This is a genomic window from Pseudomonas parasichuanensis (assembly GCF_021601385.1).
Taxonomy (GTDB): Bacteria; Pseudomonadota; Gammaproteobacteria; order Pseudomonadales; family Pseudomonadaceae; genus Aquipseudomonas; species Aquipseudomonas parasichuanensis.
Window position 1 is genome coordinate 117767 of the sequence record NZ_BQHO01000011.1, and the last position, 11281, is coordinate 129047.

Here is an 11281-nt window from a genome sequence, read left to right on the forward strand (position 1 = left end):
GCTTTTCCCTGTAGGAGCGGCCTTGTACCGCGAAGGCTGCGCAGCAGCCCTGGCGTCATTCAGCCGTGCGCGACTTTTTTATCCACACCCTCTTCGAACCGCGAAGCCAGAAACGGTGTGATATCCAGCGGCAACGCCTCGTTGTGGACAACCTTGTCCAGCAGCACCCCGGTAATCGCCGACGTCAGGATCCCGGTGCGGAAGTGTCCACAGGCATTGAAATACCCCTCGACATTATCCACAGGCCCCAGGATCGGCAGCTCATCCGGCGACCCCGGGCGTAGCCCGGCCCAGGTGCGCTTGAGGTTCACCTGCGCCAGCTCCGGCACGCAACGGATCGCCCCCTGCACCAGCCCGCTGATCTCCGGGAAGGTGTTGCTGACATCGAAGCCTTTCTCTTCAGTGGTGCTGCCGATCAGGATCTCGCCGTTGTCCTTCTGCGCCATGTAGCAATCGCTGGTGGTGATGCAGCCGTCCAGCAGCTTGGGCAGGCGCTCGGTGAGCACGATCTGGCCCTTTACCGGCTTGACCGGAATGCTCAGGCCCGTCGCCCACTCGCTCAGCTCGGCAGCCCAGGCACCCGCGGCGTTGATCAGTGTGTGGCAGTGGAACTCGCCGGCCTCGGCGGTGCGCACGCCCTTGATCCGCGCGCCTTCATGCAGCACCCCGGTGACATTCACGTTGGGGTACAGGTCGACACCGTTCTGCCGCGCCGCCTCCAGGAAAGCGTCACCCAGCCGGAACGGGCTGACCTGGTGATCGCAGAGGAACTCCAGCGCGCCATTGGCCTGCCGCGTTACCGCCGGCTCCGAGGCCCGCAAGGCATCGCGGTCGAGCCAGCGCACCTGCTCGGCCAGGTGCGGGATCTGCTTGACGATGTGCTCGGCGTACAGCTGGTCCTCGTCATCCTGGATGATGTACTTGAGCCCGGTGCGCTCGAACTTGAAGTCCATGCCGTGGCGCTCGATCAGCTCGCGGTGCAGCTGTGGATAAATCGCGTTGGACTGCAGGGCGAAGTCGAAGAAGCACGGCGGCAGGATATGCGGGGTGCTGGAGTCGACCACCACCGCCGCGCCATTGGCCTCGCGCTTGCTGCGCGAGGACATCATGCGAAAGAAGATCACCCCACAGCCCAGCCCCACCGATTCGCCGATGGCCCACAGGCCACCCGCCGATGCGCGCGTGGCGTTGCCCGGGCGCTTGCTGTCGATCAGGGCGATTTTCAGGTTGCTGCGCTTGGACAGCTGGTAGGCGCAGGACGCGCCGATCACGCCGCCGCCGGCGATGATGATGTCGTAATGCTTGGCCATGTTCAGGCCTCCGTGCCGAGGTGTGCGAATGCGGAAAACGGGATCGGGTCCACCGGGAAGCGCGGGCGCAGCCAGCCGACATCCTGGCGCCCGGTGGCGCCGCGCAGGCGGTCGCTGCAGTAACCGACGCACATGCGCCCCTGGCAGTCGCCCATGCTCACCCGGGTGCGCATCTTCAGGCTGGCCATGTCCTGCACACCCTGTTCAAGCGCCAGGTCGATCTGATCGCGGGTGACGTGTTCACAACGGCAGATCACCGTGTCGGCCTGGGGCAGTTCGACCTGCGCCGCACCGCGCGCGGTGTAACGTTCCACGCCCGCGCGGAAGCGTTTGATCGCGGCGAGCTTGCCCAGGTACAGCTCGCGTCGTTCGATGGCTTGTTCGGCATCGAGCTTGCCCATTTGCAGGAGCATCGACACGGCCGCGATACGCCCGGTCAGCATCGCCGCCTCGCCGCCACGGATACCGGCCATGTCACCCGCCAGGTGAGTGTTCGGGCGGCTGCTCTGCTGCCACACGTTGCACACCGCGCGCAGGTAGCCGTCTTCGCTGAAACCGTGTTCCAGGCCCAGTTGCTGGCTGAGCTGGGTGCGTGGAATGAAGCCGTAGCCCACCGCCAGCGTTTGCACCGTCTCGCGCTGGACGCGGGTCATGTCCGGCTTCCAGTCCTGGGTGTAGGGCGCAACGCTGACTTCGCGCAGCTCATCCTCGCCCGTGGCGCCTACCACGCCCCAACCGTAGTGCATGGGGATGCCGTTGAGCTTCATGTAGGCGAGCATGCTCAGGCCATCGAGGAACAGCTGCGGCTTGTTCATCAGCGCCAGGCTTTCCTTGGCGATGCGGTTGAACGCGCAGGCTTCATAGACCCCGCTGACCTTGGCCCCGGCGGCGTGCAGCTGGCACGCAACCAAAGGCAGCAACGGCCCGGTGCCGGCGATCAAGGTGCTGCCCAGCGGCTTGACCACGCCGCTCTTGATCTGCAGTTGCAGCCCGCCCAGCAGGATCACCCCCGGCAAGGTCCAGCCGGGGAACGGCACATTGCGCTCATGGCAGCCGGCGGCCAGCAGCAGGTGGGAATAGTCGATCTCGTGCAGCTGCTCGTCAGCATCGAGCACCATCAGGCGCTGGTCATCGCCGCCCACCACGCGGTGGTTGAGGCGCAGGTCGATATGGCTGGCGCTGGCGGCAAAATCCTCGTGCAGGGTGTTCAGGGCCTTGGTGTAGCGCGGGCCGAGGTACCCGAGGTCGATGCCGGCACGTAACGGGCCGCGGTAAACCACGCCGCCCGGGCGCGACGCTTCATCGAACAGCAGGCTGTCGACGCCATGCTCGGCCAGCTCGATCGCTGCGCCCATGCCAGCCGAGCCGGCACCGACGATCACTGGGCGAAGGCTCATGAGCGGGCCTCCCCATGCATGCGGTTCACTTCAGTTTCGATCTGCATGCCCGGCTTGACCACCGTCTGGCATGCCCGGCGCTTGGGGCGGCCATCGATCTGCACCAGGCAGCAATGGCACACACCCATGCCGCAAAAGGCGCCGCTGAGCTGGTCGTGGTCATTGCGCGCCAGCTGGCGCAGGCCGATGGCGTTGAGCACGCTGAGGACGGTCTCCCCCGCGCTGGCCACAGCGGGCAGGCCATTGACCAGCAGGGTCATTTCAGCGCCTTCCAATGGCTGGATATCGTGCTTTCGTTGCAACGTCTGCATTTCCTGTCGTCCTTGATGACTGGTGGGTCGAGGGACGTTAGGGCAAACATCGCGGCAAAACATTGATCCATGCCTGCTTGGTGCGACTGCGGGCGCCTGCAACGACAGGCGTGCAATGGACGTCTCAAAACAGAACGGTCAGGCCGTGCAATTGAGCTAGTCGGGATACATCAACTTCGTTGCGGTTCGTTCTGAAACGAAAAAGCCCCTGGCGAACCAGGGGCGATTTTGAACAGCAAAGTGGATTTAGAGAATTAAAACTGTCGCAAAGAGGCCCAGTTTCCGTGGCCTTCAGCCCGATTCGGAGTAAACGCAAAACTGTCGCGAGCCCCCAAAACCGTTGACTCGGACAAATGCGCCAGAGAATAAAAACTGTCTAGCCCAGTAATGACGGGCCTTACAGCCACCTCTGAGATTTCAGGAGTGGATGTCCTGCCCGCTATTCGGGTTGAACCCAGCAGCCCGGGCTCTCACTGTCGAAGAAATCGACGTCAACTGGCCCCAGGTCATCCTGAATGATTTGGTAAGCCATGTTGCAATAAGGCTGATATCCCCGAAAGACTGAGACGGCTACGCGCTCAATGCCCGTCCCCTTCATTCGCTTGAGCAAATGCCTGTCGTGCTCCCCCAAGCCCCAACCGAACAGTGTCAGTGTCTTCCGGGGCGCCGTAAGCACCTCTCGATAGACAGTCGACAGGTAGTAGCTATTTTGAATCGAAGCTACCTTCTGACGCATGGTTCCTTCACTGACAAACAGCGGTACCACACGCTCGTTTTTCCACTCCTGAAGAATGGCTTCCAGCAAGCCGCCGCCCAATGCGCGGATCTTGAACTCTTCCTCTATGTTGTTGCGGCATAAAGCTAAGCTGCCATGGGGGTAGAACACCAACGTATTCACTCGCTCCTTGTACAGCTTCCGGAATCGACGCCAGTCGTCATCGAATACCCCGCCATCGACGAAGCAGTCTTTGAACATATGGCCGTCCGGGATGTTGAGACCATAGGCCACCGTCCAGTAAACCAGCAGGTCATAGTTTAGCGACAAGACCGTGTCGAACTCCTTCAGATACCGGTACATGTTCGGCAGATGATCGGTGATCTGGTGATATTCAGGGTGAACATCCCGCACTGCCTGGATCAGGCAATCCCGGACGCGCACGTAGGCTTCGTGGGTACGCTGATCTGGGATCTCCAACGATTTGTTGACGTTGGATGCTTGCCAGACGACCCGCAGAATTAGCTCAAAATCTTCTGTCTCAAAAAACTCGAACAGACGCGCCACGTCGTTCTGGAGCAGCTCATTTTCCCTGACATGTTCTAGCAGTGAGCGGTACGCAAAACTCTGCGACACAGCGATACTCGCGCCGTTGCCCAACAAGATGGTACCGCGCTGATAATGCTGAGCTATTTCTGCCCATGGCTTTACGGGGTATGGCATAGAGGCCACCTTCGAGTTGTGATCGCAGGATCATATCTCTGATGGTTCCATCGAGTCTTCTAGGCCGCCGACGTGTCTTCGCAACACGCTAGCTCAGATTCAAGCCCTGGTGACGAAACGCTCAGCGGCCGCTCAAATGGACCCTTCAAAATGGACCTCATGTTCTAACGCGGCATCGGGATTTGGGATAAGAAGCTTGTAGGAGCCTCAGGCCGACAACCCTCGCCACCGAAATCAAACCGCCAATATCCCACGTCATGCCACGCACCGAGTTTGAACCCGACCTGCGAAAACGTACCGATGTGCTGAAAGCCGAGTCGCTCATGGAGACCCACGCTTCCTTCGTTCGGTAAAGAAATACCCGCGTATGCAGAACGATATCCTAGCTGCTTCAGAACCGGCAGGAGAACGTCATAAAGCTGCCGGCCAATCCCACTCCGACGCTGCCCCTCTGCAACGTAGACGGTCACATCTACCGCCCACCGATATGCCGCTCGCGCTCGATGCTGGCTAGCATAGGCATAACCGACCACCCGACCTTGCTGCACAGCCACAAAATATGGATAGGTATGAAGCGTCGTCTCGATACGCTGGCGCATTTCTTCCGCGCTCGGCGCTACCTCTTCAAACGAGATGGCAGTGTGGAGCACAATCGGAGCGTAGATAGCCTGTATGGCTGCAGCGTCTTCTGGACCAGCAATACGAATCTCGATTCCGCTATGCATCCGGCTGCTCCAAGCTGTTCAGGTATTCCACTACTTCGTTTACGGTGCTGCGCGCGGTACGGGTGACGCCGATCAGCGTCGCCGAGGCCAGGGCGGTCCAGTCGCCATATCCGACCAGCCAGAGGCGCGGCTCGCGAATAGAGCGCGACCCGTCAACCTCGACCTTACCGCTGTCATCCAGCACGTCCAAGTCCCGCAAGTGATCCAGAGCCGGCCGGAAACCGGTACACCAGATCACCGCATCGACCTGGGTTTTCTCACCATTGGGCCAGACGACCCCGTCAGGCGTGAATGAGACAAAAGGCCTTACAGACCGTAGGGCTCCTCGCTCGCGGGCCCGGACCACCGGGGGCACCATGACTATATCGCCAAGCCCGCCGACCGGTACGTTGATAACACGGCCCTCCTGTTGAGCCTTGAGGCGCTCGGTAGCCCGCTCGAACAGCACCCGGCCATCGACATCATCAGGCAGAAACGCCGGCTCCTCCGTGGTTACCCACGTTGCGTCGGCGACCTCGGACAGCTCCGCATAGATTTGCGCCCCCGAGTTGCCACCACCAACGACCAGCACGCGCTTTCCTTGGAAAGCCTCTGGTGACTGATAATGGGCGGAGTGAATTTGCTGCCCCCCGTACAGCTCTATCCCCGGATAAACCGGAACATAGGGTTTGCTCCAAGTCCCCGTTGCGCTGATGACGGCACGGGCTTCCCAGTCGCGGTCCTTCGAGCGAACACGAAGGCCACGCCCGGTTCGCTCCACCGCCGTAACGCTGACGGGGCGAACGATAGGAAACCCGTAGCGCGCCTCGTACTGCTCCAGATAGCTGACCACGTGATCCCTATCGGGATTACCTTCGGTGACTAGCGGCATCGGCCAGCCCGCGATCGAGCTCCATGCTGAGGGTGAGAATAGCGTCAGCGAGTCCCAGCCATGGCGCCACGCCCCGCCCGCAGCCTCTTCGGCGTCGAGCAGCAGAAACGACAACTTGGCCCGCTTGAGAAAATAGGCCACCGTAAGCGCGGACTGCCCGCCGCCAATCACGATGACATCGAGTAGTTCGCCGTCGGTGGCCATGGTCTCTCCTGTCTGGCTGGAGCGCTCAGTCTTCGCCGAATTGGTTGATGTAGTTGATGTGCGCAGGCTTCTGAATCGCCCGTGGGCGAAGCTCCTGCACCCAAGCGATCGCCTCGCGACGCGGCATTCCGGATTCGATCAGCAGACGGGCAGCGAACAGCCCGGTGCGACCGGAGCCGCCCTTGCAGTGGATGGCCAGGGCCTTGTTGGAAGCGAGCAAATCGTCTAACTGGTGGCGAATCTCCCCCAACCGAGCCTCGAAGGTTTGATCAGGAGCCTGATCATCCTCGATCGGCAACTGGTACCACTCCAACCCATACTGCCTGGCCGCGACGCCAAGCTCACCAACGCCGTTTTCCTGAAGCTCTGTATCCGACATCAGGGTAACCAGCGCCACGGCGCCAGCCTGCTTCAGCGTCTTCAGGCTTTCAGCAAGATCGCTGGCCTGGGTGCCCGGGCAGGGTGTGAAAATTAGCGCTCCTGGGGCATGGGGCAGCGATTTCATCGAGTAGGGATGTGACATGCTCATGACCTCAAATGGACCGCAGATTGACTCGCTTGGACAGCTCTTCCGCCGACTCCTTGCGCTCGGAGTAGCGATCCACCAGGTAATCCTGGCGGTCGCGCAATAGCAGCGTGAACTTGGTCAGTTCTTCCATCACATCAACCAGCCGGTCATAGAAGGAAGAAGGTTTCATGCGCCCGGCATCATCGAACTCCAGGAAGGCTTTTGGAACCGACGACTGGTTAGGGATAGTGAACATGCGCATCCAACGGCCCAGCACGCGCAATTGGTTCACCACGTTGAACGACTGCGAGCCACCACAAACCTGCATCACCGCTAATGTCTTGCCCTGGGTCGGACGTACGGCGCCCATGGCCAAAGGTACCCAGTCGATCTGCGCCTTAAAGACTGCGCTCATAGAACCGTGACGCTCGGGCGAGCACCACACCTGGCCCTCGGACCATTGCATCAGCTCGCGGAGTTCCAGCACCTTCTCGTGGGAGTCCGGAGCGTCATCCGGGAGCGGCAGGCCGGAAGGGTCGAAGATACGGGTTTCGGCGCCGAACTCTTCCAGCAGGCGCGCAGCTTCCTGGACCATCAAGCGGCTGAATGAGCGTTCGCGGGTCGATCCGTACAGCAGCAGGATGCGTGGTTTATGCGTGGAGGGATCCTTCGGCTCCAGACGCTCCAGCGACGGCAGATCGATCAGTTCTGGCTGGATATTTGGCAGGTGGTCGTTCATTTCAGTCTCCATTGATCCAGGGCCTACAGCGCGCCGATGCGAGCAAGTTCGGCTTTCAGTTCGTCCTGGCTCAGTTGCGAGAAGGGCAGCGCAATGAAAGCGCGCACGCGCTCATCGATCTTCGCAAGTGTGGTCTGGAAGGCTTGTTCGATTTCCGCCTCACTGCCGGTAACCGCCGAAGGGTCGGCCAGGCCCCAGTGGGCTTTGAGCGATGGACCGAAGAAGATCGGGCAGGCTTCGCCGGCAGCTCGATCGCACACGGTGACGACTATGTCGGGAGGAGAGCTCTCGAAGACATCCGAGGCCTTGCTTGAAAGACCAGCGGTGGGGATACCGGCGGCTTCCAAGGTCTTCAGCGCCCGCTCATTGACCTTGCCGCTTGGGAAGCTACCCGAGCTCACAGCTTCCATACCCTCGGGGGCCAGATGATTGAACAGCGCCTCGGACAGGATGCTGCGGCAGCTGTTGTGGGTGCACATGAACAAGACTTTCATCAGATATCTCCGGTTCAAAAGCTCAGGCGTATGGCCAATGCGGCCAAGGTGGCAAGCAGGATCGGCAGCGTCAGGACGATACCGGTGCGGAAGTAGTAACCCCAGGTGATAACGATGTTTTTGCGGGCCAGCACGTGCAGCCACAGCAAGGTGGCCAGGCTGCCGATTGGGGTGATTTTCGGACCGAGGTCACAGCCGATGACGTTGGCGTAGATCATGGCCTCACGCACGATGCCAGTGGCCTCGGCGGAATGGATCGACAAAGCTCCTACCAGTACAGTGGGCATGTTGTTCATGACCGACGACAGGCCAGCGGCGAGCAGCCCCGTCCCGAGGGATGCGCCCCAGACCCCGTAGCCGGTGAAGACATTGAGGATCTGCGTCAGGTAGTCGGTGAGGCCGGCATTACGCAGGCCATAGACCACCAGGTACATGCCAAGCGAGAACACCACGACCTGCCAAGGCGCGTCCTTGAGCACCTTGCGGGTTGAGATCACGTGCCCATGCGCAGCGATCAGGTAGAGGATCAGCGCACAGGCAGCAGCGATGGCGCTGATCGGAACGCCCAGCGGCTCGATGGCGAAGAAGCCGACCAGCAACAGCGCAAGCACCCACCAGCCGGCAACGAACGTCGCCTTGTCGCGGATAGCGGCTTCGGGAGCCTTCAGTTGGTCGAGTTCATAGGTTCGCGGCAGGTCCTTGCGGAAGAACCACAGCAGCATTCCCAGCGTGGCGGCGATACTGACCAGGTTCACCGGCACCATGATCGAGGCGTACTCGCTGAAACCGATGCCAAAGTAGTCGGCGGAAACGATGTTCACCAGGTTGGACACCACCAGCGGCAGGCTCGCGGTATCGGCGATAAAACCTGCTGCCATGACAAATGCCAACGTCGCCGCCGGGGAAAAACGCAGGGCAAGCAGCATGGCGATAACGATCGGCGTCAGGATCAGCGCTGCGCCATCATTGGCGAATAACGCCGACACTGCTGCTCCCAGGAGAATGATGAAAGCGAACAGCTTGCGGGTACTGCCGTTGCCCCAGCGGGCCACATGCAACGCTGCCCATTCGAAGAAACCCGCCTCATCCAGCAAAAGGCTGATGATGATGACAGCGATAAACGTTGCGGTGGCGTTCCATACTATCTGCCACACCACTGGGATATCAGACAGATTCACTACGCCCGCCAGTAGCGCCACGACCGCCCCTAGACCAGCGCTCCAGCCCACCCCCAGACCCTTTGGCTGCCAGATCACCAGAACGATCGTTGCGAGAAAAATCAAAAATGCGATGAACATGGCTCAACTCAGTCAGCGAAGTGAAAATCAAGCACAAGCAGCAGGGCTTTGTGGACGCTCGCCCATTTCAGCAAGGCGCACAGCATCGGCGCTTAGCCACTGGGCGTTTGCATCGACAACACTCTTGAGCATCATCTGCACCCATTCTGGCAAGGACGGATTGAGGCGGTAATACACCCATTGTCCCTGCCGCCGGTCCATGAGGATTCCGGCTTCTCGCAATTGAGCAAGATGCCGAGAAATCTTCGGCTGGCTGAGGTCGAGTGCGCAGGTCAACTCACATACGCATAGCTCGCCTTCACTGGCGATCAGCAAGGTCATCCGGGCTCGTGTTTCGTCAGCGAGACATTTAAAAACGATGGGGGGGGTTAGGGTTTCCCGCATTTGACCTCCTGGGGAACGCAGCACGGGCGGCTCATATCTGGAGGCTCGAATATATGACCATTCAGATATACGGTAAAGCAGATATTAATTCACTGACCAGATGACCGAGTCACAGTAGGAGGCAAAATCCAGGGTTCGCGCCCTTATCCGGATATTGATTCCCTTCCCATCGAGTCCACGATGAACCACCCTGAGATGTCTCTCCGATTGCTTGGTGCCGATCAGATCCAGGGGTTGGATGAGTATCTTTCCGCAGCCGGCTTGCCTACCCCGGACCTTCTGCAGCACGACCGCATGTTCTATTCCTTTCACCGTGGAGAAACGGAACTGGGATATGGGGCATCGAAGGATGGCCAGGCTCGTCTAATTCGTTCGCTGGTTGTGGATCCTGGGAAAGAGGATCCGGGGTCGGTACCTTGCTGCTTAGAGCACTTGAACGCATAGCCGAAGCCGACGGGGCTTAAAGCCTCTGCGGACCACAATTGCGCCCGATTTATTCGAGGCTCGGGGATATGAGCGCAGAGAGCGATCCCTAGCCCCTAGGGTGATTTCCAACTCCGCAGAGTTTGAAAAGCTCTGTCCCGTGTCGGCTTTACCTTAGGCACCCGCAAACTGTCTATGAGGGAATAGCGCTGTCAACCCAGCACAGCCTTACAAAGATGTAATGCCTGGATCACATGGATGACAGCTACCGGGCCTTAGGCTGCAGTCATGTTTTCATGGAGTAATTGAAATGATCAAAGCCAAATGCATCGCCGGCCTACTTCTCTTAATCGCCTCCTCATCCGCTTTTTCCGAAGGAGGTTCTGATCGTTTGCACGGAAAAATGATTCAGGCGAATGAGCAGGCTATGCGTGCATACGCAGCGGCCAATGGAAAAAAGCCACCTGAGGTGATCCATTATCGCTATGGAATGAAGCTGGACGTGGCGAGAGTCATCAGCAGGACTTCGACCAACGGCAGCTGCGACGTGATGCCGGCACAGATGAATTACGAGGACTCAACAGGAGAGCTGAAAATCCTTGAATATCGCACTGCCGGAATTAACTGCAGGGGTCAAAACTGACCGAAGCACAGGTTAATTCTTGAAGTCAGCTGATCACCAGTAGCGCCAGCTGATCGGCCGCCAGGGGGCTTGTGATCGACCGACCGAGGTCTTCCCTAAGTACTTTGCAAAAGAACGACGGTCGGTCGAAATTAATTAGGCAGCCATTGCTTCGCAGGATTGTGCGCAGGCCAAACAGGCTTGTGCGCAATGCTGACAGTGGTCTGCCGTGTGCTTACTGCACTCCTCCCCGCAGGCGCGGCAAATCCTGGCGCACAACGCACAAAATTCCTTGGCGAGCATGCTTTCTCGTGCCATCAAGGTAGCCGCCAGCCTGCACATATCTGCGCAATCCCTGTCCAACTTGATGCAGTCAGCCATCATTTTTACGTCCTGCTCTTGCAGGCAGGCTGACGCGCAGCCTTCACAGGCCAGCGCACAGCGCAGGCATTCCGAGATGCATTCATCAAAGCTACTGTTCATGATCATATCTCCGGTATCGGGTCGATGTGATGCCAGTGCACCGTCTCATGACGGTATGTAGCGTTCGACCTGAG

13 protein-coding genes are annotated in these 11281 nt (G+C 59.5%); 1 reads left to right on the top strand and 12 read right to left on the bottom strand.

Going from position 1 to position 11281, the window contains the following annotated elements; genetic code table 11:
* Nucleotides 1-59: 59 nt before the first annotated feature.
* From hcnC to L6D77_RS11670, 11 genes are all read right to left on the bottom strand, one after another.
* Nucleotides 60-1310, bottom strand: a complete 1251-nt coding sequence (hcnC, locus tag L6D77_RS11620; RefSeq protein WP_232883490.1) for a cyanide-forming glycine dehydrogenase subunit HcnC — start codon at nucleotides 1308-1310, stop codon at nucleotides 60-62.
* A 2-nt stretch (nucleotides 1311-1312) separates the two neighbouring features.
* Complete coding sequence (hcnB, locus tag L6D77_RS11625; protein ID WP_232883491.1) at nucleotides 1313-2707, bottom strand: cyanide-forming glycine dehydrogenase subunit HcnB; 1395 nt, start codon at nucleotides 2705-2707, stop codon at nucleotides 1313-1315.
* Nucleotides 2704-3018, bottom strand: coding sequence for a cyanide-forming glycine dehydrogenase subunit HcnA (hcnA, locus tag L6D77_RS11630; protein WP_125466121.1), 315 nt, complete (start codon nucleotides 3016-3018; stop codon nucleotides 2704-2706). Before hcnA ends, hcnB begins: the two co-directional genes overlap by 4 nt.
* A gap of 439 nt (nucleotides 3019-3457) precedes the next feature.
* A complete protein-coding gene (locus L6D77_RS11635) occupies nucleotides 3458-4456 on the bottom strand; it encodes a DUF4917 family protein (RefSeq protein WP_060519736.1) in 999 nt (332 codons plus the stop codon).
* Between the two features lie 164 nt (nucleotides 4457-4620).
* The gene (locus L6D77_RS11640; RefSeq protein WP_060519738.1) at nucleotides 4621-5181 is read right to left on the bottom strand and encodes an arsinothricin resistance N-acetyltransferase ArsN1 family B; all 561 of its coding nucleotides are present in this window, start codon (nucleotides 5179-5181) and stop codon (nucleotides 4621-4623) included.
* Nucleotides 5174-6256 (bottom strand): ArsO family NAD(P)H-dependent flavin-containing monooxygenase, encoded by a 1083-nt coding sequence (locus tag L6D77_RS11645; RefSeq protein ID WP_101195987.1) that lies wholly within the window; start codon nucleotides 6254-6256, stop codon nucleotides 5174-5176. Before L6D77_RS11645 ends, L6D77_RS11640 begins: the two co-directional genes overlap by 8 nt.
* Before the next feature lie 25 nt (nucleotides 6257-6281).
* On the bottom strand, nucleotides 6282-6785 hold the full coding sequence (locus tag L6D77_RS11650) for a cyclin-dependent kinase inhibitor 3 family protein (RefSeq protein WP_082422063.1): 504 nt from the start codon (nucleotides 6783-6785) through the stop codon (nucleotides 6282-6284).
* A gap of 4 nt (nucleotides 6786-6789) precedes the next feature.
* Nucleotides 6790-7503 (bottom strand): arsenical resistance protein ArsH, encoded by a 714-nt coding sequence (gene arsH / locus L6D77_RS11655; RefSeq protein WP_060519744.1) that lies wholly within the window; start codon nucleotides 7501-7503, stop codon nucleotides 6790-6792.
* Between the two features lie 23 nt (nucleotides 7504-7526).
* Nucleotides 7527-7997 carry an arsenate reductase ArsC gene (locus L6D77_RS11660; RefSeq protein WP_031314387.1) on the bottom strand — a complete coding sequence of 157 codons (471 nt, stop codon included), beginning with the start codon at nucleotides 7995-7997 and terminating at the stop codon, nucleotides 7527-7529.
* A 14-nt stretch (nucleotides 7998-8011) separates the two neighbouring features.
* A complete protein-coding gene (locus tag L6D77_RS11665) occupies nucleotides 8012-9295 on the bottom strand; it encodes an arsenic transporter (RefSeq protein WP_060519746.1) in 1284 nt (427 codons plus the stop codon).
* A 27-nt stretch (nucleotides 9296-9322) separates the two neighbouring features.
* The gene (locus L6D77_RS11670; protein WP_060519748.1) at nucleotides 9323-9679 is read right to left on the bottom strand and encodes a metalloregulator ArsR/SmtB family transcription factor; all 357 of its coding nucleotides are present in this window, start codon (nucleotides 9677-9679) and stop codon (nucleotides 9323-9325) included.
* A 733-nt stretch (nucleotides 9680-10412) separates the two neighbouring features.
* Between L6D77_RS11670 and L6D77_RS11675 the strand changes: the two genes are divergently transcribed.
* Nucleotides 10413-10745, top strand: coding sequence for a DUF2790 domain-containing protein (locus tag L6D77_RS11675; protein WP_039614978.1), 333 nt, complete (start codon nucleotides 10413-10415; stop codon nucleotides 10743-10745).
* A gap of 135 nt (nucleotides 10746-10880) precedes the next feature.
* Here L6D77_RS11675 and L6D77_RS11680 read toward each other — a convergent pair whose 3' ends face one another.
* Nucleotides 10881-11207 (bottom strand): four-helix bundle copper-binding protein, encoded by a 327-nt coding sequence (locus tag L6D77_RS11680; RefSeq protein ID WP_101195988.1) that lies wholly within the window; start codon nucleotides 11205-11207, stop codon nucleotides 10881-10883.
* Nucleotides 11208-11281: the final 74 nt, after the last annotated feature.

Excerpts from the sequence above, each read along its gene's own strand:
- L6D77_RS11650 (WP_082422063.1), bottom strand. The coding sequence starts at position 6,785 with ATGAGCATGTCACATCCCTACTCGATGAAATCGCTGCCCCATGCCCCA.
- hcnC (WP_232883490.1), bottom strand. The coding sequence starts at position 1,310 with ATGGCCAAGCATTACGACATCATCATCGCCGGCGGCGGCGTGATCGGC.
- hcnA (WP_125466121.1), bottom strand. The coding sequence starts at position 3,018 with ATGCAGACGTTGCAACGAAAGCACGATATCCAGCCATTGGAAGGCGCT.
- L6D77_RS11660 (WP_031314387.1), bottom strand. The coding sequence starts at position 7,997 with ATGAAAGTCTTGTTCATGTGCACCCACAACAGCTGCCGCAGCATCCTG.
- L6D77_RS11640 (WP_060519738.1), bottom strand. The coding sequence starts at position 5,181 with ATGCATAGCGGAATCGAGATTCGTATTGCTGGTCCAGAAGACGCTGCA.
- hcnB (WP_232883491.1), bottom strand. The coding sequence starts at position 2,707 with ATGAGCCTTCGCCCAGTGATCGTCGGTGCCGGCTCGGCTGGCATGGGC.
- L6D77_RS11645 (WP_101195987.1), bottom strand. The coding sequence starts at position 6,256 with ATGGCCACCGACGGCGAACTACTCGATGTCATCGTGATTGGCGGCGGG.
- L6D77_RS11680 (WP_101195988.1), bottom strand. The coding sequence starts at position 11,207 with ATGAACAGTAGCTTTGATGAATGCATCTCGGAATGCCTGCGCTGTGCG.
- L6D77_RS11670 (WP_060519748.1), bottom strand. The coding sequence starts at position 9,679 with ATGCGGGAAACCCTAACCCCCCCCATCGTTTTTAAATGTCTCGCTGAC.
- arsH (WP_060519744.1), bottom strand. The coding sequence starts at position 7,503 with ATGAACGACCACCTGCCAAATATCCAGCCAGAACTGATCGATCTGCCG.
- L6D77_RS11675 (WP_039614978.1), top strand. The coding sequence starts at position 10,413 with ATGATCAAAGCCAAATGCATCGCCGGCCTACTTCTCTTAATCGCCTCC.
- L6D77_RS11635 (WP_060519736.1), bottom strand. The coding sequence starts at position 4,456 with ATGCCATACCCCGTAAAGCCATGGGCAGAAATAGCTCAGCATTATCAG.
- L6D77_RS11665 (WP_060519746.1), bottom strand. The coding sequence starts at position 9,295 with ATGTTCATCGCATTTTTGATTTTTCTCGCAACGATCGTTCTGGTGATC.